The 19,656-nt window shown below is 61.8% G+C and carries 17 protein-coding genes; 14 read left to right on the top strand and 3 right to left on the bottom strand.

The genetic code is table 11. The features are described 5' to 3' along the window. Positions 1–34 precede the first annotated feature (34 nt). From CLV89_RS07700 to CLV89_RS07680, 5 genes are all read left to right on the top strand, one after another. On the top strand, positions 35–562 hold the full coding sequence (locus CLV89_RS07700; RefSeq protein WP_106163046.1) for a gamma-glutamylcyclotransferase: 528 nt from the start codon (positions 35–37) through the stop codon (positions 560–562). A 77-nt stretch (positions 563–639) separates the two neighbouring features. Beyond that, positions 640–1,827 carry a biopolymer transporter ExbB gene (locus tag CLV89_RS07695; protein ID WP_106163045.1) on the top strand — a complete coding sequence of 396 codons (1,188 nt, stop codon included), beginning with the start codon at positions 640–642 and terminating at the stop codon, positions 1,825–1,827. A 3-nt stretch (positions 1,828–1,830) separates the two neighbouring features. Further along, positions 1,831–4,185 (top strand): peptidoglycan -binding protein, encoded by a 2,355-nt coding sequence (locus tag CLV89_RS07690; protein ID WP_106163044.1) that lies wholly within the window; start codon positions 1,831–1,833, stop codon positions 4,183–4,185. Between the two features lie 269 nt (positions 4,186–4,454). Further along, entirely contained in the window at positions 4,455–4,757 is a 303-nt protein-coding gene (locus CLV89_RS07685; protein WP_106163043.1) for a hypothetical protein, read from the top strand. Between the two features lie 91 nt (positions 4,758–4,848). Continuing rightward, the gene (locus CLV89_RS07680) at positions 4,849–5,445 is read left to right on the top strand and encodes a hypothetical protein (protein ID WP_106163042.1); all 597 of its coding nucleotides are present in this window, start codon (positions 4,849–4,851) and stop codon (positions 5,443–5,445) included. Positions 5,446–5,646: 201 nt separating this feature from the next. On the opposite strand, the gene clpA is transcribed toward CLV89_RS07680, so the two are convergent. Then, on the bottom strand, positions 5,647–7,977 hold the full coding sequence (clpA, locus tag CLV89_RS07675) for an ATP-dependent Clp protease ATP-binding subunit ClpA (protein WP_106163041.1): 2,331 nt from the start codon (positions 7,975–7,977) through the stop codon (positions 5,647–5,649). A gap of 200 nt (positions 7,978–8,177) precedes the next feature. After that, positions 8,178–8,984, bottom strand: coding sequence for a hydroxyacylglutathione hydrolase (gene gloB, locus CLV89_RS07670; protein WP_106163040.1), 807 nt, complete (start codon positions 8,982–8,984; stop codon positions 8,178–8,180). Between the two features lie 55 nt (positions 8,985–9,039). On the opposite strand from gloB, the gene CLV89_RS07665 reads away from it, so the two are divergent. From CLV89_RS07665 to CLV89_RS07625, 9 genes are all read left to right on the top strand, one after another. After that, a complete protein-coding gene (locus tag CLV89_RS07665; protein WP_106163039.1) occupies positions 9,040–9,786 on the top strand; it encodes a class I SAM-dependent methyltransferase in 747 nt (248 codons plus the stop codon). Positions 9,787–10,194: 408 nt separating this feature from the next. Further along, positions 10,195–10,755 (top strand): F0F1 ATP synthase subunit delta, encoded by a 561-nt coding sequence (locus CLV89_RS07660; protein ID WP_106163038.1) that lies wholly within the window; start codon positions 10,195–10,197, stop codon positions 10,753–10,755. After that, complete coding sequence (gene atpA, locus CLV89_RS07655; RefSeq protein WP_106163037.1) at positions 10,756–12,297, top strand: F0F1 ATP synthase subunit alpha; 1,542 nt, start codon at positions 10,756–10,758, stop codon at positions 12,295–12,297. A gap of 15 nt (positions 12,298–12,312) precedes the next feature. Beyond that, the gene (locus tag CLV89_RS07650) at positions 12,313–13,188 is read left to right on the top strand and encodes a F0F1 ATP synthase subunit gamma (protein WP_106163036.1); all 876 of its coding nucleotides are present in this window, start codon (positions 12,313–12,315) and stop codon (positions 13,186–13,188) included. A gap of 21 nt (positions 13,189–13,209) precedes the next feature. After that, positions 13,210–14,634: a F0F1 ATP synthase subunit beta gene (atpD, locus tag CLV89_RS07645; protein ID WP_106163035.1), complete on the top strand. Its 1,425-nt coding sequence runs from the start codon at positions 13,210–13,212 to the stop codon at positions 14,632–14,634. Positions 14,635–14,645: 11 nt separating this feature from the next. Continuing rightward, positions 14,646–15,059, top strand: a complete 414-nt coding sequence (locus tag CLV89_RS07640) for a F0F1 ATP synthase subunit epsilon (protein ID WP_106163034.1) — start codon at positions 14,646–14,648, stop codon at positions 15,057–15,059. A gap of 116 nt (positions 15,060–15,175) precedes the next feature. Continuing rightward, positions 15,176–15,532 (top strand): H-type lectin domain-containing protein, encoded by a 357-nt coding sequence (locus tag CLV89_RS07635; RefSeq protein WP_106163033.1) that lies wholly within the window; start codon positions 15,176–15,178, stop codon positions 15,530–15,532. Positions 15,533–15,678: 146 nt separating this feature from the next. After that, positions 15,679–16,383 (top strand): eCIS core domain-containing protein, encoded by a 705-nt coding sequence (locus CLV89_RS07630; protein WP_106163032.1) that lies wholly within the window; start codon positions 15,679–15,681, stop codon positions 16,381–16,383. Positions 16,384–16,521: 138 nt separating this feature from the next. Then, complete coding sequence (locus CLV89_RS07625) at positions 16,522–18,969, top strand: heavy metal translocating P-type ATPase (protein WP_106163031.1); 2,448 nt, start codon at positions 16,522–16,524, stop codon at positions 18,967–18,969. Positions 18,970–18,996: 27 nt separating this feature from the next. Here the strand turns inward: CLV89_RS07625 and CLV89_RS07620 are convergent, their stop codons facing one another. Continuing rightward, positions 18,997–19,593, bottom strand: a complete 597-nt coding sequence (locus tag CLV89_RS07620; RefSeq protein ID WP_243394961.1) for a hypothetical protein — start codon at positions 19,591–19,593, stop codon at positions 18,997–18,999. Positions 19,594–19,656 lie beyond the last annotated feature (63 nt).

Genomic DNA, 19,656 nt, shown 5'->3' with positions numbered 1-19,656 from the left:
TGTTTACAGGCGCACGGAAAAAAGGACCAGTAACATGACGATGTGGGTATTCGGATACGGCTCTCTCCTGTGGAACCCGGAGTTCCCAGTGGCGCAGAGCGAGGTGGCAACGCTGCATGGCTTCGCCCGATCTTTCTGCATGCGGTCCATCCACCATCGCGGCAGCGAGGAGGTTCCGGGCCTGGTGCTGGCACTTGATGCGCAGGAGGATGCCCATTGCAAGGGGCTGGCGCTCCGCGTGGAGCCGGGCCACGAGGAGACGACCCTCGCCGCGCTGCGCGAACGCGAGCTGATCTCCTCGGCCTATGTCGAACGTTTCTTTGACGTGGAGCTTGCCAGCGGCGAGCTGGTCAACGCGGTGGTCTACGTGATCGACCCGCATCACGTGCAGTACTGCCATCTGGAGCTGGAAGAGCAGGCGCAGATCATCGCCCGTGCCGTGGGGGGGCGTGGTCCCAACAGCGAGTATCTGTTCAACACGGCCGGCCATCTGGATGAAATCGGGCTCAGCGATCCCGACCTCAGCTGGCTGACGCAGCGCGTCCGGCAAATTTTATCATAAATCCTTGGCGACCATGAGGTTTTCGGTCTAGGCTGCAGGCGCAGAACCACGTCGAAGCCTATCGGGAGCCGCAAGGAATGGCGCATCACGAACGCGAACGCCGGCCGCAGTTTTCACAGCCGGTGCGTCAGGTTGTCATGATGCTGATCGCATTGGCGCTGGCCGGGGCAGGGGCCGTGATGGCGCTGCCGCGGGTGATGCCGGTGTTCGAGGCGAACCCCTATCTCAACGGGTTTATCGTCTTTGTCTTTGTCATCGGGGTGCTGGCCACCTTCTGGCAGGTGCTGCAGCTGATCAACTCCGTGCGCTGGATCGAACGCTTTGCCGCCGAGATCACCACAGATGATGATCGTGCGCCCTCGATGCTTGCACCACTGGCCTCGTTGTTGCGATCCCGGGGTGCGCGAATGCAGCTTGGGTCCTCTTCGACCCGGTCAATCCTTGACTCCGTGGCCGAGCGCATTGATGAAGCGCGCGAAATCACCCGCTATATCGTCAACCTGCTGATCTTTCTCGGCCTGCTGGGGACCTTCTACGGTCTTGCCACCACGGTTCCGGCTGTGGTCGACACCATCCGCAGTCTCGCCCCGCAGGAGGGCGAAGAGGGCATCGCCGTCTTCAACCGTCTGATGACCGGGCTCGAGGCACAATTGGGCGGCATGGGTGTGGCCTTTGCCTCCTCGCTGCTGGGTCTTGCAGGCTCGCTGATAGTCGGTCTGCTGGAACTGTTCGCCGGGCACGGTCAGAACCGGTTCTATCGCGAGCTGGAGGAATGGCTGTCGTCCTTCACCCGCGTCAGTTTCTCGTCCGGTGAGGAGGGCGTTGGCGACAGCAACCTCGTGGCCGGTGTGCTTGATACCATGGCGGAACAGATGGACGCGCTGCAGGCGATGTTTGTTCAGACCGCCGAGAGCCGCGCCGAGGTGGATGGAAAACTGTCGCGGCTGGTCGACTCGATTGATGACATGAACCGCCGTCAGGACGATGTCTCCTCGATCTCCGGGGCGCTGGAACGGGTCGCGTTGGGGCAGGAAACCCTGACAGAGCTGATGCGCGCCCATGGTGACGTGGGCATTGACGCCGAAAGCCGCATGCGCCTGCGCTCCATCGACGTGCAGATGCTGCGCATTCTCGAGGAACTCTCTGCCGGTCGTCAGGAAAGCCTCGCCGAGTTGCGCAAGGACATCGACCTTCTGGTCAAGGCCTTCGCCGGCCCGCGTGGCATGGATCGGGCGGCGCGTGTGGCGGCGCGGAAAGAGAGCTGATCCATGGCCCTGAAACGCCGTACCGGCCAACGTTTCCAGGGCGCGATCTGGCCCGGCTTCGTGGACGCGATGACCGGTCTTTTGTTGGTGCTGATGTTTGTGCTGACCATCTTCATGGTGGTGCAGTTCGTGTTACGCGAAACGATTTCCGGACAAGAAACCGAACTTGATGACCTGTCGACCGAGGTCCGGGCGCTGGCGCAGGCGCTTGGGGTGAAGGAGCGCGAGGCCAGTCAGCTGCAGGCCCGTTTGGGCGCTTTGGGCGCCACGCTCAATTCGGCGCGCTCGGATCTGCAGGCCGCGCGGGATCAGATTTCGGCGCAGCAGGCGCGCATCAGCACATTGACGCAGGAGCGGGATGCGGCCACCTCTGACCTCGCCTCGGCGCGGACTCAGATTTCCGATTTCGAGGCCCAGGTGGCGGCGTTGATCGCAGGACGTGACCGGGCCGAGACGCAGATTGCGGAACTCACCGCCGAACGGGACGATCTTGTGGTCGCGCGCAGCGAGCTGATGTCGGAGCAGGACGCGCTGAACCTCGCGTTGGCGCAGGCGCGCGATGAGATGGACGCGCAGGTCGAGGCCGCGCGCTTGGCTGCCGCGCGAACGGATGCGCTGCAGGCCCTGGTGGAGGATCTGCGCAGCGAAGACGACGCGCAGGCCGCCCGTGTCTCCGAGCTGGAAGAGGCGCTGTCCGAGGAGGAAGCTGCCCGCCTGACCGAAGCAGCCGCCGCCGAGGCGCTGCGCAACCGGTTGGAAAATGCTGACGCCGAACTCACCGCGATGACGCTGGCGTTGGAAGAGGAGCGCAAGAACGCCGAGGACACGCTGACGCTGTTGGCTGCCGCGGAGGCCGCCCGCGAGACGCTTGACGAGGAACTGGACCAGGCGCTGTCCACGATCGAGCAGGCCAAGGCACAAGCCCAGGATCGCGATGAATTGGCTGAACGGCTGACACGCGTGCTGGCTCAGATGGAGGTCACCGAAAGCAGCGCCGCCGCCCGAGTTTCGGCATTGGAGGCGGAGTTGGAGCGTGTGCGTGCCGACAGCAGCGCCACGCGCGCCCGGCTGTCGGCAGAGGTCGACGCCGCACGTCAGAAGGCCGCAGACACCCGCAGCCAGTTGGAAACCGAACTGACCCGCCAGCGGGCCGCCACGGTGGAGACGGAAACCCAGTATCAGGCCCAGTTGCGTGCTTTGCAGGACAGCTTTGATGTCGAACGGCGCGCGCTGGAGGATCAGCTTGCCGCGCTGGGGGCCGAGGCGGAAGAAAGCCGCCGCACGCTCGAAACACAGCTGGCAGATCTTCGCGCCGAAACCGCAGAAACCCGCAGCGGTTTGCAGACGCGCCTCGACCGTGCCGAGGCCGATCTACAGGCCGCCCGCAGCGCGGCAAGCTCTACCGCGGAAGAGCGCGCTTCTGTCGAGCAGCGCCTGCTGGTCGCCTTGGAGGCGCTGGAGCGGGCGCAGGCTGCGGCCTCCGATCAGGATGTGTTGCAAAGCCGCCTGCTGGCCGCCTTGTCGGACAAGGACGAATTCGCCTCAGAGGCTGCCGAACAAAAGACCCTTGCCGAACAACGCGCCGATCTCCTCGCACAGGCCCGCGCCGCCCTTGCAGACGAGAAAGCGATTTCCGAGGACGCGCGACGCGAAACTGCGCTGCTCAACCAGCAGGTGGCGGCGCTGCGCGAGCAGCTTGGCGGATTGCAGGCGCTGTTGGATGATTTCAAGGAACGCGATGCCGCTCAGTCCGTGCAGGTGCAGTCGCTTGGGCAGGATCTCAACACCGCATTGGCCCGAGCCGCGTCAGAGGAGCGTCGCCGCCGACTGCTGGAGGAGCAGGAGCGCAAGCGTCTGGAGGCCGAACGGGAGCGTCTGGCCAACCGGGCGGAGGATCTGGAGCGGTACCGGTCCGAGTTCTTCGGTCAGCTGCGTGATGTCCTGGGCGATCAGGAGGGCGTGCGAATCGAAGGTGACCGATTTGTTTTTGCTTCAGAGGTGCTCTTCGCGCTAGGCAGCGCCGAACTGTCAGAGGCGGGCAAGGTCGAGATCGCCAAAGTCGCGCGTATCTTGCAGAACGTGGCAGCGGTGATCCCTGAGGAGATCAACTGGATCATCCGGGTTGATGGCCATACCGACAATCTGAGTTTTTCGAGCACTGGGAAGTACGCCGACAATTGGGAACTCAGCCAGGGCAGGGCACTGTCGGTTGTGCGCTACATGATTGATGCGCTTGGGATCCCTCCAGATCGGCTTGCCGCCAATGGTTTTGGCGAATTTCAGCCGATCAATCCAGCCGACACGCCGGCAGCGCGGGCGCAGAACCGCCGTATCGAACTGAAGCTCACCGAGCGCTGAAGTCAAAGATAAACATATGATATCTCTAAAATAAAAAGGCTCCGGCGACATGACATCGCCAGAGCCCGAACTGCTCAAATAACATCTTTGAAATCTGGACGTCTCCACCACTCACGGCTATTGGGTTCGCCCAGTAGGTGAGTAGCACGGCGACAGCTAAATTTCAATAAATTCTCATGCGTGAGAATTTTTATGTGCTATGCTGATCCTACAGATTATTTGCTTTGGCCCCTGGAGGGCATATGCATCTTCTTGGAGGGGCATTTTGATTGGATAGACTACGCGCCATCTTTGAACTTCGCGACATGTTGCGTCAGATGGAGCGCGACATAGGGCTGGAGGATTTGAGCCGGGCCGAAAAGGACGTTTTTCAGGCGGCACATAAATTGACGGATGAGCCCGGACAATTGGTGCGCTCTGAGCAAATTCGACAGCACCCTCTGACATGCGACATCACCCAGGCGACGTTTCATCGGGCATTGCGCTCGCTGCTGGATCTCGGCTTTCTCGAACGTCCCGAGGGCGCACGGGCCAAGCATTACATCGTTCGACGAGACTTGTTGCACGATTGATTTCGCAAAGGACGTGGCGTTTGTTCTCGGTTTGAGGGTCAAGGTCGCGACAGGAATTGTTTTGTGAATATGTGGGCGATACACCAGATGTATGAGAACTGCTGACGGCTTCATACCCGGTGTCCCCGGCATGGTGATGATCGCCATGGCCTATATAATTTGTCACGGTGCCACCATCTGGGTGATCGCGCCGGTGCAGCATTTCTTCTGGGAAAGCGCGTCCGTGTTTGCCAGCCTGGCGTATTTGCCGCATGGGGTTCGGGTGCTGAGCGTCTGGCTGATGGGGTGGCGGGCGATCCTGCCATTGGTTCTTGGCGCAGTGCTTGCGAACCTGATCTTTACGGGAGCTGACATCCGAGACTTGATGCAGAACCGGATGTGGATCTCGATCCTGACGAGCACGTTTGCCACCTATCTGGCATTTGAGCTGCTGCGCGTGTTCGGCGTTTTTGCCTATGCCGGAAGCGGCAGGCGCATGAATTGGCGGCAGCTGCTGCTGGCAGGACTGCTGGCATCTGTTTTCAACTCGATGGGGCAGACGCTGGTGTTCTCCGGCATCGTTGACCCCAGCAGTCAGATTGGCGAGGTTGCTGCGTATATGGTTGGCGACATCCTCGGGCAGGTGGTGCTTATGATGGTTCTGATGTTGATCTTTCGCGCCTTGCGCAGTCCCATCCGCCGCAGCTGAGCCGTGATTTCGCACGCGGGGCACTGTCTGCTCGATGGGCCGATGCCGCGATCTAGAGCAGTCTTTTTCCAGGGTGTGTCTGCTGAACAATTGGGGGGAGGGGCGGGCACCCGCCGCAGCTTGAACTCTGACATGAAAAACGCCCACCTTCGACTGAAGGTGGGCGTTGTCCGTTGCTGCGCCTGAGGCAGGCAGCGCGCGTTATTCGGCGGTCAGCAGGGGTGGCTTGTTGCCACTGAGCTGCGGCTTGTTTGGCCCCTCGATCCGCAGGTCGAGCTTGCCGTCCTTGATGCCGACCTGAACCACCCCGCCCTTGGCGAGCTTGCCAAACAGCAACTCCTCCGCCAGCGGTTTCTTGATGTGCTCCTGAATCACGCGACCCAGTGGGCGGGCGCCCATCTTGTCGTCATAGCCCTTGTCCGCCAACCATTCGGCGGCCTTGCGGGTCAGCTCGATCGACACGTTGCGGTCCATCAACTGGGCTTCCAGCTGCAGCACGAACTTCTCGACGACCTGCAGGATGACCTCTTTCGGCAGCGCGCCGAAGGAGATGGTGGCATCCAGACGGTTGCGGAATTCCGGCGTGAAGGTGCGTTCGATGGCCGCCGTGTCCTCGCCCTCGCGACGGTCGCGACCAAAGCCGACAGCCGATTTCGCCAGTTCCGTGGCGCCCGCGTTCGAGGTCATGATCAGAACCACGTTGCGGAAGTTCACCGTGCGGCCGTTGTGGTCCGTCAGCTGACCGTTGTCCATCACTTGCAGCAGGATGTTGAACACATCCGGATGCGCCTTCTCGATCTCGTCGAGCAGCAGTACGCAATGTGGATGCTGGTCGACGCCATCGGTCAGAAGACCGCCCTGATCGAACCCGACATAGCCCGGAGGCGCGCCGATCAGCCGTGAGACCGCGTGTTTCTCCATGTATTCCGACATGTCAAAGCGCAAGAGCTCCACACCCAGCGTATCGGCCAGCTGCTTTGCCACCTCGGTCTTGCCGACGCCGGTTGGGCCGGCAAACAGGTAGTTGCCGATCGGTTTTTCCGGCTCGCGCAGCCCGGCACGAGACAGTTTGATCGCCGAGGACAGCGCGTCAATGGCGGCGTCCTGACCAAAGACCACGCGTTTCAGGCTGGCCTCCAGATCCTTCAGCACCTCGGCATCGTCCTTGGAGACACTCTTTGGCGGAATGCGGGCGATCTTGGCCACCACGGCCTCGATCTCCTTGACGCCGATGGTCTTGCGACGCTTGCTTTCCACCACCAGGTGTTGGGCCGCACCTGCCTCGTCGATCACGTCGATGGCCTTGTCCGGCAGCTTGCGGTCGTTGATATAGCGCGCCGCCAGTTCCACCGCGGATTTGATCGCATCCGAGGTGAACTTGATTGAATGATGCTCCTCGAAATAGGGCTTCAGCCCCTTCAGGATGGCGATGGAATCCTCCACCGACGGCTCGTTCACATCGATCTTCTGGAACCGGCGCGACAGGGCGCGGTCCTTCTCGAAGTGCTGGCGGAACTCCTTGTAGGTGGTAGAGCCCATGGTGCGCAGCTTGCCGCCCTGCAGTGCAGGTTTCAGCAGGTTGGAGGCATCCATGGCACCGCCGGAGGTGGCGCCGGCCCCGATTACCGTGTGGATCTCGTCGATGAACAGCACCGCGTCGGGGTGGTCTTCCAGCTCGGTCACCACCGCCTTCAGGCGTTCCTCGAAGTCACCGCGATAGCGCGTTCCGGCCAGCAATGCGCCCATGTCGAGCGAGTAGATGGTGGTTTCCGACAGCACCTCGGGTACTTCGCTTTGCACGACCTTGCGGGCGAGCCCTTCGGCGATGGCGGTCTTGCCGACGCCGGGATCGCCCACCAGCAGCGGGTTGTTCTTGCGACGGCGGCACAGCACCTGGATGCAGCGCTCCACCTCGGAGTCGCGACCGATCAGCGGGTCGATGTCGCCTTCGCGGGATTTGGCATTCAGATCGACACAGTATTTCGCCAGTGCCGACTCTTTCTGTTCGCCTTCTGCCACGCCTGGGCCACCGCCAAGTTCTTCCTCGGCCTCGGGGGCGCCGGACACGGGGCGATTTTCGCCATAGGCGGGATCCTTGGCGACACCATGCGCGATGAAATTCACCGCGTCATAGCGGGTCATGTCCTGGTCCTGCAGGAAGAAGGCCGCATCGCTTTCGCGTTCGGCAAAGATCGCCACCAGCACATTGGCCCCGGTCACTTCGGTTCGGCCCGAGGATTGAACGTGGATCGCGGCACGTTGAATGACGCGCTGGAAGGCCGCGGTCGGAACCGCCTCCGATCCGTCGATGTCGGTGACCAGATTGGCCAGATCTTCTTCTACGAACTCCAGAAGGGTTGATCGCAGTTCGTCAAGATTGACGCTGCAGGCGCGCATGACGCGTGCGGCATCAGGTTCCTCGATCAGTGCCAGCAGCAGATGTTCGAGGGTTGCGAATTCGTGACGCCGTTCATTCGCCAGCGCCAGCGCCGCGTGAATGGCTTGTTCCAAAGTGCTCGAGAATGAAGGCACGGGCGTGCTCCTCTGTCTTGGGTTATGGGGACCCGTCGCCACCGGGCGGCCCGGTCCTGTCCCATAACCATGTCCTCATACTGTTAGAGTTTGGTTGATAGAGCGTAAGCTTCAAGGGCTTTTTACGTGATTGTGGTCACAATTCCCGTCATTGTGCTCACATATCTTGCGTAGATTTGATGAGGCAGAGCCCCGGTGCGTTAGAACCTGTCCTTTGCCGACCGGATATGGGCAAAGACCTCGACGTCTGCAACCCCTTCCATGCCAAGGGTTTTCTTCATTTCCGCATCGCCTGCGCGCAGGAATGGATTGGTGGCTATTTCCACGCCCAATGCGACGGGCACTGTGGGGGCGTTTTTTACGCGCGCCTGCGCAATTTCTTTTGCCCGGCGTTGCAGCGCGGCGTTGTCCGGGTCGATACTGAGTGCGAAGGCGGCGTTGGACTGGGTATATTCATGCCCGGAATAAACCATGATCTCGTCGGGCAGGGCGGCCAGCGACGTCAGCGACTGCCACATCATGGCCGGTGTCCCCTCGAACAGGCGTCCGCATCCCAGCGCCATCAGGCTGTCGGCGGTAAAGAGCGCGCCGCCTTCCGGGTAGTAGAAGGCGATATGACCCAGCGTGTGGCCGGGAACCGCCAGAACCTGGCAGCGTCCCGCGCCGGTGCCGCCCTCAAATCCGGGCTCCAGCTCCATGTCGAGCGCTTCGCCCTGGGCGGCGATCTTGTCGGCCTCGGCCTTGGGGCCCATCACCGTGCAGCCGTATCTGTCGCGCAGCGCCTTGATGCCGCCGACGTGGTCGTGGTGGTGGTGGGTGATCATCACCACGGCGGGCGTCCAGCCGCGCGCCTCAAGGGCGTCGATGATCGGAGCAGCCTCTGGCGCGTCAATCACGGCAACTCCGTCGGGGCCCTTCACCAGATAGGCGTAATTGTCCGACAGGCAGGCGACCGTGACGATTTCGAGGGCAGAAGCGGAGGTAGAGGCTTGATCGGGCATGGTCATTCGCTTTCACATTGCTAGACTGCCCCCAAACTGACCGAAGCAGTGGGCCTCTGCAATGCATCTGGACGTGCAGGATCTAAGGAACTTCTATTATCGCAGTACGCTGGGGCGTGCGGCACAAGCATCGATCCGGGGCCAGCTGTTGCGCATGTGGCCGGATGCGATAGGCGAGACTGTTGCGGGCTTTGGCTTTGCCGCCCCTCTGTTGCGGCCCTACCTGCCGGAGGCGCGTCGCGTGCTCGCGTTAATGCCGGGGCCACAGGGGGTGATGCAATGGCCTGCGGGGATGCCCAATGTCTCTATTCTGTGCGAAGAGACCTCCTGGCCGGTGGAGACGGGGCGGGTCGACCGTCTGGTGGTGTTGCACGGGCTGGAAACCTCGGAACGGCCTTCCGACCTTCTGGATGAATGCTGGCGGGTTCTGGGGCCGGGCGGCCGGGCGATCTTCATCGTGCCCAACCGGGGCGGCTTCTGGGCGCGTTCGGATGCCACGCCCTTTGGCTTTGGCCGTCCTTATACGCTGACCCAGGTGGAAAATCAGCTCCGAGGGCACCAGTTTGTGATCGAACGCCACGCGGCGGCGCTCTATCGCCTGCCGAGCCAACGGCGGTTCTGGCTCAAGTCCGGCGCCATGATCGAGCGGTTCGGACGGCGGTTGCCCGCAATGATGGCGGCGGGGGTGTTTCTGGTCGAAGTGTCCAAGCAGACCCACCCGCAGAAGGGCCATATGATCAAATCGCGACGCACAAACCCGATCCGGGTTCTGGAGGGGCTGTCCAATCCGGTTGCTGAACCGGCCTGATCTCTTGGGACCGGCGCCCATGCCGGGGGTCGTCCCCGCCGCGCTTCGGAGTGTCGCTGGCGTGGGGAGGGACACAGTCGACGCTTCATGTGCGAGATTCGACATTGTATGCGCCGGTGTACTGAAATAGCGCAAATTGTCACATCGGAATCGCATCCGCTTCGCTCGCGGACGTAATTTTTTTGCGGCCCGACCTGCAATAAAGCGTCGCACTTTTGTTAAGTGATTGAAAAACATAGAAATCGGTTTTTTGTGTCGCAGACAGAGGGAGTTGCTAGGTCGCAAAGGCTCTGCTACATCCACGCTGATTTCGATGCCCGGCCAAAATCGGGTTGACCTCACGCCCCCGGATGCAACCTGCCAGGACGCATTAAAAACCGGGGCCAAAATAATATCGGAAGGGTGGACGTGTCCGAACCAGCTTCGATTTCCGCAGGCATTGCCGACCGCTATGCCACAGCGATCTTTGATATCGCTGTCGAGAGCAATGCTCTTGATAAACTCGAGACAAGCATCAACGATCTGGCAGCCGCGCTGGCTGACAGCGAAGACCTGCGTACTCTCATCTCTTCTCCCCTCGTGTCGCGCGAAGAGCAGGCTTCGGCCATCTCCGCCGTAGCGGAGAAGATGGGGATTGACGAAGTGCTCCGCAATGCCCTGTCCGTGATGGCGGCCAAACGCCGCCTGTTTGCGGTTCCGGCGCTGATCGCTGCGTTGAGCGCGCGCCTTGCCGAGGCCCGTGGTGAGGTCACCGCAGATGTCGTCTCTGCCAAGGCGCTGACCAAGACCCAAAGTGAAAAACTGGCCAAAACCCTCGCCGAGCGCGTGGGCAAGACGGTCAAAATCAATGCCACCGTTGATGAGAGCATCATCGGCGGTCTCGTCGTAAAAGTGGGCTCGAAGATGATCGACAGTTCGATCCGCTCCAAGCTCAACTCCCTACAGAATGCAATGAAAGAGGTCGGATAAATGGGTATCCAAGCAGCAGAGATTTCTGCGATCCTGAAAGACCAGATCAAGAATTTTGGTCAAGAAGCCGAAGTGGCCGAGATCGGCCGCGTTCTCTCCGTCGGTGACGGTATCGCCCGTGTCTACGGCCTCGACAACGTCCAGGCGGGCGAAATGGTCGAGTTCCCCGGCGGCATCATGGGCATGGCGCTGAACCTCGAATCCGACAACGTCGGTGTGGTGATCTTCGGCTCCGACCGCGACATTAAAGAAGGCGACACCGTCAAGCGCACCAACTCCATCGTGGACGTGCCTGCTGGTCCCGAGCTTCTGGGTCGCGTTGTGGACGGCCTCGGCAACCCGCTGGATGGCAAAGGTCCGATCGAAGCCAAAGAGCGCAAAGTTGCAGACGTGAAAGCGCCGGGCATCATCCCGCGTAAATCCGTGCACGAGCCGATGGCAACTGGCCTCAAGTCCGTGGACGCGATGATCCCCGTTGGCCGTGGCCAGCGTGAGCTGATCATTGGTGACCGTCAGACCGGTAAGACCGCGATCGCCCTGGACACCATCCTGAACCAGAAATCCTACAACGAAGCGGCAGGCGACGACGAGAGCAAGAAGCTCTACTGCGTCTATGTTGCGGTTGGTCAGAAGCGCTCCACCGTGGCGCAGCTGGTGAAGAAACTGGAAGAGTCCGGCGCGATGGAATACTCCATCGTTGTGGCCGCGACCGCGTCCGACCCGGCGCCGATGCAGTTCCTGGCACCCTACGCCGCGACCGCGATGGCCGAATACTTCCGCGACAGCGGCAAGCACGCGCTCATCATCTATGATGACCTCTCCAAGCAGGCCGTGGCCTACCGTCAGATGTCCCTGCTGCTGCGCCGCCCGCCGGGCCGTGAAGCGTATCCGGGTGACGTGTTCTACCTCCACTCCCGCCTGCTGGAGCGTTCCGCGAAACTCAACGAAGATTTCGGTTCCGGCTCGCTGACCGCGCTGCCGATCATTGAAACCCAGGGCGGCGACGTGTCCGCGTTTATTCCGACCAACGTGATCTCCATCACCGACGGTCAGATCTTCCTGGAAACCGAACTCTTCTACCAGGGTATCCGTCCGGCCGTGAACACCGGTCTGTCGGTCTCCCGTGTGGGCTCCTCGGCTCAGACCGATGCGATGTCCTCCGTCGCCGGTCCGGTGAAACTGTCTCTCGCCCAGTACCGCGAGATGGCTGCCTTTGCTCAGTTCGGCTCCGACCTCGACGCCGCGACCCAGAAACTGCTGGCCCGTGGCGCGCGTCTGACCGAGCTGATGAAACAGCCGCAGTATTCGCCGCTGACCAACTCCGAAATCGTCTGCGTCATCTTCGCGGGCACCAACGGCTATCTCGACAATGTCGACGTGAAGCAAGTGGGCCGCTTTGAAGCGGAACTGCTGACCTTCCTGCGTACCAAGAAGGCCGACTTCCTGGCTTGGATCACCAATGAAGATCCCAAGTTCAAGAAGGGTGAACCGCTCGAGAAGATGAAGGCTGTTCTGGACGAATTCGCCGCAGACTTCGCGTAAGGAGAGAGACAGCACATGCCTTCTCTCAAGGACCTCAAAAACCGGATCTCGAGTGTGAAAAACACTCGTAAGATCACCAAAGCCATGCAGATGGTCGCGGCGGCGAAACTTCGCCGCGCCCAGGAAGCGGCTGAGGATGCACGCCCCTACGCCGAACGGTTCAATGCCGTGATGGCGGGGCTGGCAGCTTCTGTCGGCCAAAGCGATACCGCGCCGAAGCTCCTCGCGGGCACCGGCTCGGATCAGGTTCAGCTCCTGTTGGTCATGACCGCCGAACGCGGCCTGTGCGGTGGCTTCAATGCCAATATCGCCAAGTTGGCACGTCTGAAGGCGCAAGAACTTCAGGCGGCTGGCAAGACCGTGAAGATCCTCACCGTGGGCAAAAAAGGCCGCGACGTTCTCAAGCGCGAGTTCGGCGAGCTGTTCATCGGCCATGTGGATCTGACCGAGGTGAAGCGCCTGGGTTATGTCGACGCGCAGAACATCGCCAAGGACGTGCTGGCACGTTTCGACGCGGGTGAGTTCGACGTTGCGACGATGTTCTACGCGAAGTTCCAGAACGTCGTGACCCAGATCCCGACCGCACAGCAGATCATTCCTGCTCAATTCGATGCTGACGACGCCGATGCCGCATCCGGTCCGGTGGATTACGAACCAAGCGAAGAGGCGATCCTTGCGGATCTCCTGCCGCGCGGTGTCGCCACCCAGATCTTTGCGGGGCTGCTGGAAAACGGGGCCTCCGAACAGGGGGCTCGGATGAGCGCGATGGACAATGCGACCCGCAACGCGGGCGAGATGATCGACAAGCTGACCATCGAGTACAACCGCTCGCGTCAGGCCGTCATCACCAACGAGCTGATTGAAATCATTTCGGGCGCCGAGGCGCTCTAAGAGACAACCGGAGACGAACAAATGGCAAATGCAAAAGGCAAGGTGGTTCAGGTCATCGGCGCCGTTGTGGACGTCCAGTTCGACGGCGACCTGCCGGCGATCCTGAACTCCCTGACCACCGACAACAATGGCAAGAAACTCGTTCTTGAGGTGGCACAGCACCTCGGCGAGAACACTGTCCGCACCATCGCTATGGACGCCACCGAGGGTCTCGTGCGCGGTCAGGCCGTGGCCGATACCGGCGCTCCGATCACCATCCCGGTCGGCAACGCAACCCTGGGCCGCATCCTGAACGTCGTCGGCGAGCCGGTCGACGAAGGTGAGCCGGTCAACGCGACCGAGCACCGCGCGATCCACCAGCCTGCTCCGGAGTTCTCCGAGCAGTCCACCGAATCCGTGGTTCTGGAAACCGGCATCAAGGTCATCGACCTGCTGGCGCCCTATTCCAAAGGCGGCAAGATCGGCCTCTTCGGCGGTGCCGGCGTTGGTAAAACCGTTCTCATCATGGAACTGATCAACAACATCGCAAAAGTGCACTCGGGTTACTCCGTGTTCGCCGGTGTTGGTGAGCGGACCCGTGAAGGCAACGACCTTTACCACGAGATGATCGAATCCAACGTGATCAAGCCCGACAACCTCGAAGAGTCGCAGGTTGCTCTGGTTTACGGTCAGATGAACGAGCCTCCGGGTGCGCGTGCCCGTGTTGCGCTGACCGGCCTGACCCTGGCCGAGCAGTTCCGCGACCAGTCCGGCACCGATGTTCTGTTCTTCGTGGACAACATCTTCCGCTTCACGCAGGCCGGTTCCGAGGTGTCCGCACTTCTGGGTCGTATCCCCTCCGCTGTGGGTTACCAGCCGACGCTGGCCACCGACATGGGTGCGATGCAGGAGCGTATTACCTCCACCAAGAACGGCTCGATCACCTCGATCCAGGCTGTGTATGTTCCCGCGGACGACCTTACCGACCCCGCGCCGGCAACCACCTTTGCGCACCTCGACGCAACCACCGTTCTCAACCGTGCCATCTCCGAGCTGGGCATCTACCCGGCTGTGGACCCGCTCGACTCCTCGTCGCGCCTGATGGACCCGCAGATCGTTGGCGAAGAGCACTACAAGGTGGCCTCCGAGGTTCAGCAGATCCTCCAGCGCTACAAGTCGCTGCAGGACATCATCGCCATCCTCGGCATGGACGAACTGTCGGAAGAAGATAAGCTGACCGTGACCCGTGCGCGGAAAATCCAGCGTTTCCTCTCCCAGCCGTTCGACGTTGCGAAGGTCTTCACCGGTTCTGACGGTGTGCAGGTTTCCCTCGAGGACACCATCTCTTCGTTCAAGGCGGTTGTGGCCGGCGAATACGATCACCTGCCCGAAGGCGCCTTCTACATGGTTGGCGGCATCGACGAAGTGATCGCCAAAGCCGAAAAAATGGCTGCTGACGCGGCCTAAGGAGGGCCCTTATGGCTGATACGATGCAATTCGACCTCGTCAGCCCGGAGCGGAGCCTTGCTTCGCTTCAGGCCAGCGCGGTCCAGATCCCCGGGTCCGAGGGTGACATGACGGCCATGCCTTTGCATGCGCCGACCCTCACCACCCTGCGTCCGGGCATCCTGAAGGTCGATGCGCCTGAAGGATCGTCGGAGTATCTTGTCACCGGCGGCTTTGCCCAGATCACTGCAGAGGGCCTTTCGGTCCTCGCGGAGCGGGCAATTCCGATGGACGAGATGACCCGCGCCCATATGGACGAGCTCATCGAGGAAGCCCGCGCCATGTACAAGACCGCCAAGGACGATGACTCCGAGCACGGTCTGGTGGAAGACGCGGCCAAGCTGCTTTCGGACATGGAAGCGCTCGGGACCCACATGAGCCTCTGACGCCTGTCGTCAGACTGAAATCTTTGAAACCGGCCTGTTTACGCAGGCCGGTTTCTTTTTGGTAAGAAACCCGCGATAGTTTCACTTTGTCGCATATTTTACCTTTGAGGTTCGCCTTGCACTCCACTCGTCTTCACAGCGCACGCACCGGGATTATTCAGGGTGATGCAGAGATCTTCTCTGAATTTGAGTCCGGCGGCACCATGTGGACCGGAGAGGGAGAGCGCGAGCGCCGCCTGCACCTGCGTTTTGACGAGGCGTTTGCTGCCCCGCCTGCGGTGCATCTCACGGCTTCTCTGATGGACATGGACCACGCCGCCGCCTATCGCGCGGAACTGGTGGCCGAGGAGATCTCGGCCGAGGGCTTTGATATCGTGTTCCGCACCTGGTCCGACAGCCGCGTTGCCCGCGTGCGGGTGTCCTGGATGGCGATTGGCGATCTGCCGTTCGAGGATGACTGGGACGTGGAGTAGGGGACGGCAGCGGCTCTCTGCACTGACCCGGAAAGAACACATCTCATATTCGCGGTCGGCAATATTAAACTTGCAAGTGGTGCGAGCACTGCATTTGATACCCCCCTGCGTTGTGTGCGCATTTGGTGTTCAGGAGAGGTATTGAAATGTGGTTTCGCTCTATTGGTTTGATGATGTCCGGATTAGCGCTTGCCGCCTGTAGTCGCCCCATGACTGATGGCGAGATTACTTACGGGTCACAGTATTTTACGCAGAACTTGGCGTTTGAAGATGTGCGGTTTTCCGGGAACGAGGCCCGAGGGCGCAGAGTTGCGAAGCAGCAGTTGGAACGCGAACTCGGAACAGCGGCGGGCAGCGCCGGCGAAAACTCGCAAAAGATTGCGTCCCTACCATCACTGTTCGGCGCCGACGCACTGGTGGTGGGCAATACAGTGTTCTTTGACCGTGAATACTATTCGTCGGATATCTCTCAAAGCCCAATCAACAGTGACCGATGGTTGATGGCGCATGAACTGACCCATGTGTGGCAGTATCAGAACCGCGACATGACTGGGTACAGCTTTGCCAAGGTGGTCTCGGAGCATGTCAGGTTCGGGGATGACGTCTATGATTATACGCTGGTGAACGGAAAGCGCTTTACCGATTATCGCTTTGAACAACAGGGCAAAATCGTCGAGTGCTACGCCATGTTGAAAGAAGTCTCGCCCAATGGTTCAAACACGCGCAAACATGAAAAGCTGATCCGGACCGAGTTTCCTCTGGACGCTTTAATGGCACGGATCGGGATGAGCGCTGGCGATGTGATCCGTGTGCGGGAGTCCGTGCAGATGCAGAAGTGTGACGGCCAATAACGGCACCGTCTGGCTGGTTCCCGGTCGGGGGAAGCTTGGGTATTGCGCGCGGCACGATGAAAATCTCAAATTTCCCCTTGAGCCTCCAGTGACTGGAAGCCCTACATGGAAGACAACAGGCAATAACGGAGTCGTTCCATGACCCAACCGATCACCGCCCGCCTCTCGATTGAGGGCATGACCTGCGCCGGATGCGTGGGCCGTGTCGACCGCACCCTGGCCGCGCTGCCGGGCCTCAGTGATGTCTCGGTGAACCTCGCCAATGAGACCGCGCAGATCACCGCCACCACACCGGAGGCTCTGCAGCAGGCCGACAGCGCCCTGCGCGATCTGGGCAAACCGGCGCGGCACCAGACTGTGCAGCTGTCCATCGCGGGCATGACCTGCGGCAGCTGCGTGGGCCGGGTGGAACGTGCGATCGAGGCGCTGCCCGGTGTGGTCTCGGCAAATGTAAACCTCGCCGCCGAAAGCGCGCAGGTGGAGATCCTGCAAGGGGTGGTGACGCCCTCTCAGGTGGCGGCGGCCAGCACGGAGGCTGGCTATCGCGCCCGCCCGGCAGAGGCACGCGACAGTGAGGACCGCGGCGCCCGCAAGCACCGCGAGGCGCGCGATCTGCGTCGTCAGGTCTGGATCGCCGCCGTGCTGACCCTGCCGGTGTTTCTGTTGGAAATGGGCGGCCACATGGTCCCGGCGGTGCATCACTGGATCGCGCAGACCATCGGCATGCAGACCTCATGGGTGATCCAGGCCGTACTGACCACGGCGGTGCTGTTCATCCCCGGTCGGGCCTTTTTCGCGCTGGGTCTGCCCGCCTTGCGCAAGGGCGCACCGGACATGAACAGCCTTGTGGCGCTGGGGGCAGGGGCCGCGTGGATCTACTCTCTGGTGGCCACTTTTGTCCCAGCCCTGCTGCCCGCCGATGTGCGTGCTGTCTATTTCGAGGCCGCAGCGATGATCGTGACCCTGATCCTGATTGGCCGTTGGCTGGAGGCCCGCGCCAAGGGCCGCACGGGGGCTGCCATTCAGGCGCTGGTGGGCTTGCAGGCCCGCCATGCCCGCCGGCTGACCAAAGATGGCCAGCCCGAGGATGTGGAGGTGGATGATCTTGCGCCCGGTGATCGCATCCTTGTGCGCCCCGGCGAACGCATCCCCACCGATGGCGAGGTGCTTGAGGGCAGCGCCCATGTGGATGAGAGCATGATTTCGGGCGAGCCGATCCCAGTGGAGAAAGCCACAGGCGCTGCGGTCACCGGCGGCACTGTAAATGGCGAGGGCAGCCTCACCGTGCATGTGACCCGGACTGGCGCGGACACGACGCTGGCGCAGATCATCCGCATGGTGGAGGACGCCCAGGGCGCCAAACTGCCGATCCAGAGCCTCGTGGATAAGGTCACCCTGCGCTTTGTGCCAGTGGTGATGGGGTTGGCGCTGCTGACGGTGGCCGTATGGTTGATGGTGGGGCCGGAGCCTACAGTGACCAACGCCCTGGTGGCCGGGGTGTCGGTACTGATCATCGCCTGTCCCTGCGCCATGGGGCTGGCAACGCCGACCTCGATCATGGTGGGGACGGGGCGCGCCGCGGAGCTTGGCGTGCTGTTTCGCAAGGGCGACGCGCTGCAATCCCTCAACGAGGTCGACATCATCGCCTTTGACAAGACCGGCACCCTGACCGAGGGCCGCCCATCACTGGTGGCGCTGCACCCAACCGCAGGGTTTGAGCGCGCCGAGGTGCTGGGTGCGGTGGCCGCGGTGGAGGCGCGTTCTGAGCATCCCATAGCCCGCGCGCTAGTGACAGCTGCGCAGGACGAGGGCCTGACCCTCGCGGAGGTCAGCGATTTCCAGAGCCACACAGCCCGCGGTGTCACCGCCAAGGTTGCCGGGCGCGAGATCCATATCGGCAGCGCGCGGCTGATGTCGGAGGCCGGTATCAGCGTCGATGCGCTGGCGGCAGAGGCGTTGGAGCGCGCCAACCGGGGTGAAAGCGTGCTCTACACCGCCATCGACGGCCAGCTTGCGGCGCTGCTGGCGGTGGCAGACCCGATCAAACCCACCAGTGCCGCGGCCATTAAAGCGCTGCGCGCCATGGGCAAGGATGTGGCGATGATCTCCGGCGATGCCCCGGCCACGGCAGAGGCCATTGCCCGCGATCTGGGCATCTCCCATGTGGTCGCAGGTGTTGCGCCTGAGGGCAAAGTGGCCGCGCTCAGGGATCTTGCCTCGCGCGGGCGCAAGCTGGGCTTTGTCGGGGATGGGATCAATGACGCACCGGCCTTGGCGCAAGCGGACGTAGGCATCGCCATCGGCACCGGCACCGATGTGGCGATCGAGGCCGGCGATGTGGTCCTGATGTCGGGCGACCTGAGTGGTGTGGTGACGGCGATCCGTATCTCGCACAAGACGCTGATGAACATCCGCCAGAACCTCGGCTGGGCCTTTGTCTACAACGCCGCGTTGATCCCACTGGCGGCGGGCGCGCTTTATCCCGCGTTCGGCATATTGCTGTCGCCGGTCTTTGCGGCCGGAGCGATGGCGCTGTCGTCGGTCTCGGTTCTGACCAATGCGCTGCGGCTGCGGCGGGCGGGGTAGGCCAGGGGCTAGGGCCGGGGCCCGCCCTTAGAATACCGCACAGCCGGAACCGATAACCTCGCCGGGGTGAACCTCGTAATGCGGCGCCGGGTTCAGGTACACCATCTGTACCGCGGTGATCCTGTACTGACACTGCTCGGCCTGCGTGGGGGTGACGGTCTGTCCCCCTACATAGAGGTCGAGCCAGATATGGCCGCGGGCGCCGGTGTGACAGGGGCCGTCCTGAGGCCGGGGGCCATCGCCGCAGGTGTCTTCGACCACCGCGTATTTCTTGATCCGGGGCAGGTAGAGCATCGTGCCGGGCGGGAAATCGAGGATCTCATGCGGCCCATGGAGCGCATGCCCCACCGCCAGGGTGACCGGATCGTCATGGGTGCCACTGCCGCCCGCGCGCCGGTGCTTGACCGGGTGCGAGATGATGGCCGTGCCCGGCGGTGTATTGTCCCAGAACCCGTATCCGGTGATATAGGCGGCAAAGCGCTGCTCTTCGGCCGCTGCACTCGAAACTCCGGCGAGGCTAGCCAAGAGAGGCAGGACAAATCGGGCCGTCAGGGCGTCAGAGAGGCCGCCAGACAGGCCCACCAGACAGGCCGGAGAGGCAAAAAACCGGTGTCCGAGCATCATCAGGGGTCTCCTCGATCTGGATCTGTGCGGTCGCGCGTCACTCCGCCACCTCATGCACGCAGA

It is taken from the genome of Tritonibacter scottomollicae, assembly GCF_003003215.1.
Taxonomy (GTDB): Bacteria; Pseudomonadota; Alphaproteobacteria; order Rhodobacterales; family Rhodobacteraceae; genus Epibacterium; species Epibacterium scottomollicae.
Note: the sequence above shows the minus strand (reverse complement) of the source record. Positions and strands in the feature narration are given on the sequence as shown.

Coding starts and splice junctions, on each gene's coding strand:
- atpD (WP_106163035.1), top strand. CDS start 13,210: ATGGCAAATGCAAAAGGCAAGGTGGTTCAGGTCATCGGCGCCGTTGTG.
- gloB (WP_106163040.1), bottom strand. CDS start 8,984: ATGACCATGCCCGATCAAGCCTCTACCTCCGCTTCTGCCCTCGAAATC.
- CLV89_RS07630 (WP_106163032.1), top strand. CDS start 15,679: ATGTGGTTTCGCTCTATTGGTTTGATGATGTCCGGATTAGCGCTTGCC.
- CLV89_RS07700 (WP_106163046.1), top strand. CDS start 35: ATGACGATGTGGGTATTCGGATACGGCTCTCTCCTGTGGAACCCGGAG.
- atpA (WP_106163037.1), top strand. CDS start 10,756: ATGGGTATCCAAGCAGCAGAGATTTCTGCGATCCTGAAAGACCAGATC.
- CLV89_RS07650 (WP_106163036.1), top strand. CDS start 12,313: ATGCCTTCTCTCAAGGACCTCAAAAACCGGATCTCGAGTGTGAAAAAC.
- CLV89_RS07680 (WP_106163042.1), top strand. CDS start 4,849: ATGAGAACTGCTGACGGCTTCATACCCGGTGTCCCCGGCATGGTGATG.
- CLV89_RS07640 (WP_106163034.1), top strand. CDS start 14,646: ATGGCTGATACGATGCAATTCGACCTCGTCAGCCCGGAGCGGAGCCTT.
- CLV89_RS07695 (WP_106163045.1), top strand. CDS start 640: ATGGCGCATCACGAACGCGAACGCCGGCCGCAGTTTTCACAGCCGGTG.
- CLV89_RS07620 (WP_243394961.1), bottom strand. CDS start 19,593: ATGATGCTCGGACACCGGTTTTTTGCCTCTCCGGCCTGTCTGGTGGGC.
- CLV89_RS07625 (WP_106163031.1), top strand. CDS start 16,522: ATGACCCAACCGATCACCGCCCGCCTCTCGATTGAGGGCATGACCTGC.
- CLV89_RS07690 (WP_106163044.1), top strand. CDS start 1,831: ATGGCCCTGAAACGCCGTACCGGCCAACGTTTCCAGGGCGCGATCTGG.
- CLV89_RS07665 (WP_106163039.1), top strand. CDS start 9,040: ATGCATCTGGACGTGCAGGATCTAAGGAACTTCTATTATCGCAGTACG.